General features: G+C 68.7%; 3 protein-coding genes and 1 pseudogene. 2 read left to right on the forward strand and 2 right to left on the reverse strand.

Features of this window, described 5'->3' with window-relative positions:
• Positions 1-134 (reverse strand): annotated as a pseudogene (locus AC0CYZ_RS08930) (NDMA-dependent methanol dehydrogenase); the annotation flags it as partial.
• A gap of 125 nt (positions 135-259) precedes the next feature.
• Positions 260-577, reverse strand: a complete 318-nt coding sequence (locus AC0CYZ_RS08935) for a hypothetical protein (protein ID WP_472214396.1) — start codon at positions 575-577, stop codon at positions 260-262.
• On the opposite strand from AC0CYZ_RS08935, the gene AC0CYZ_RS08940 reads away from it, so the two are divergent.
• Complete coding sequence (locus tag AC0CYZ_RS08940; protein ID WP_472214398.1) at positions 467-877, forward strand: hypothetical protein; 411 nt, start codon at positions 467-469, stop codon at positions 875-877. The two genes, AC0CYZ_RS08935 and AC0CYZ_RS08940, sit on opposite strands and share 111 nt — an antisense overlap.
• A 32-nt stretch (positions 878-909) precedes the next feature.
• Positions 910-2125, forward strand: a 1216-nt coding sequence (gene mdo / locus AC0CYZ_RS08945; RefSeq protein WP_472214394.1) for an NDMA-dependent methanol dehydrogenase, incomplete at its 3' end; no start/stop codon positions are given.

A 2125-nucleotide genomic window follows, 5' to 3' on the forward strand; every position in this document is an offset into this window, starting at 1 on the left:
ATGAGCGTCTTCTTGAAGCCCATCTTGAGGGCCTCGGGGCCGATCAGCTCGTGCGAGCCGGGCCCGAGCAGTGCCCGCGGGAAGGGGTGGAACTCCTTGATCGGGAACGGCTTGAGCAGCTCGTCGACCTGCATCTCGATCCTCTCGTCGTCGGGCGGACCGGCTGTCCACAGCTGGTCTGGCGTCCGCCGCGGACGGTATGGGTGCCGTGCGTCACCCGCGAGGGCCCGCACGTGATCCCGACCACGGAGCGGGGAGATCACCCCGACGTTCGGAGGGTTTCCGATGCTGCCCTTCGTGCCGTTTCCGCGTCGAGAACGCAGTTGCGACTCACTTGCGACATGGCGGAGAGGTTCACGCGGCCGCCCGGGGGAACTCGACGCCCGTGGACACGCCCGATCTCGCCGGGCGCACCGCCGTCGTCACCGGGGCGAGCCGCGGGCTCGGCCGGGAGATCGCGGGACGCCTGGCCGGTGCGGGTGCACGGGTGGTGGCCGTCGCCCGCGACCCCGACCGGCTCGCGGAGGCCGTCGCCATCCCGGGCGACGGCCACGACCCGGGCCCCGGCACCGGCCAGGCGCCCCGCGATCTCCCGGCCCAACCCTCGGCTCGCCCCGGTGACGACGGCGGTGCGCCCGCTGAGATCGGTGGCGTCCACGGGCGACGAGTTCCCCCGGACGGCGGCGCGAACCTCGACGTCACTGTCGCACGTTTGTGGCACCTGCCGTACACCCGCGGAATCCGCACGAAGGGCAGCATCGGAAACCCTCCGAACGTCGGGGTGATCTCCCCGCTCCGTGAACGGGATCACGTGTGGGCCCTCGCGGGTGACGCACGGCACCCATACCGTCCGCGGCGGACGCCAGACCAGCTGTGACAGCAGGTCCGCCCGACGACGAGAGGATCCAGATGCAGGTCGACGAGCTGCTCAAGCCGTTCCCGATCAAGGAGTTCCACCCCTTCCCGCGGGCACTGCTCGGGCCCGGCTCGCACGAGCTGATCGGCCCCGAGGCCCTGAAGATGGGCTTCAAGAAGACCCTGATCATGACGTCGGGCCTGCGCGGCACCGACATCGTGCACAAGATCAGTGAGTCCATGAAGTGGCACGGCATCGAGACGGTCATCTACGACCAGGTCGAGTCGAACCCCAAGGACTACAACGTCATGGACTCGGTGAAGATGTACCAGGAGAACTCCTGTGACAGCTTCGTCTCCATCGGCGGCGGCTCCTCGCACGACGCCTGCAAGGGCGCCCGGATCTCCGTGGCGCACGACGGCCGCAACGTCAACGAGTTCGAGGGCTTCAACCAGTCCGAGAACCCGAAGAACCCCCCGCACATCGCGGTCTCGACGACGGCGGGCACGGGCTCGGAGACGTCGTGGGCGTACGTCATCACCGACACCACGACCGACCCGAACAACCCCCACAAGTACGTCGCCTTCGACGACAACTCGGTCACCTCGCTGGCCATCGACGACCCGGTGCTCTACTACGACTGCCCGGTCGACTTCACCGCGCAGTGCGGCTTCGACGTGCTCGCGCACGCCTCCGAGCCCTACGTCTCGCGGCTGAAGTTCGAGCCGTCGCTGGGCAACGCGCTCCACGCGATCGAGCTCACCAACCGCCACCTGCGCGAGGCCGTGTGGAACGGGCAGGACCTGCCCGGCCGCGAGGGCATGATGTACGCCCAGTACATCGCCGCTCAGGCGTTCAACTCCGGCGGCCTCGGCATCATCCACTCGATCTCGCACGCGGTGTCGGCGTTCTACGACACCCACCACGGGCTGAACAACGCCATCGCGCTCCCCCGCGTGTGGGCGTTCAACATGCCCGTGGCCTACAAGCAGTTCGCGAAGATCGCCGGCGCCGTGGGCGTGGACACCACGGGCATGACCGACGTCCAGGCCGCGGAGGCCGCGCTCGCCGCGTCCATCCGGCTGCTGCGCGACGTGGGCATCCCCGAGAAGTTCACCGACGTCACCCAGGACTCCTACTCGAAGAACCGTCTCGGCCAGGGCCCGACGAAGTTCTACGAGAACGAGAAGACCATCACGGGCAACGACGCCGACGTGGACCGCATCACCAACCACGTCCTCGGCGACGCCTGCACCCCGGGCAACCCGA

Source organism: Actinomycetospora sp., from assembly GCF_055612215.1.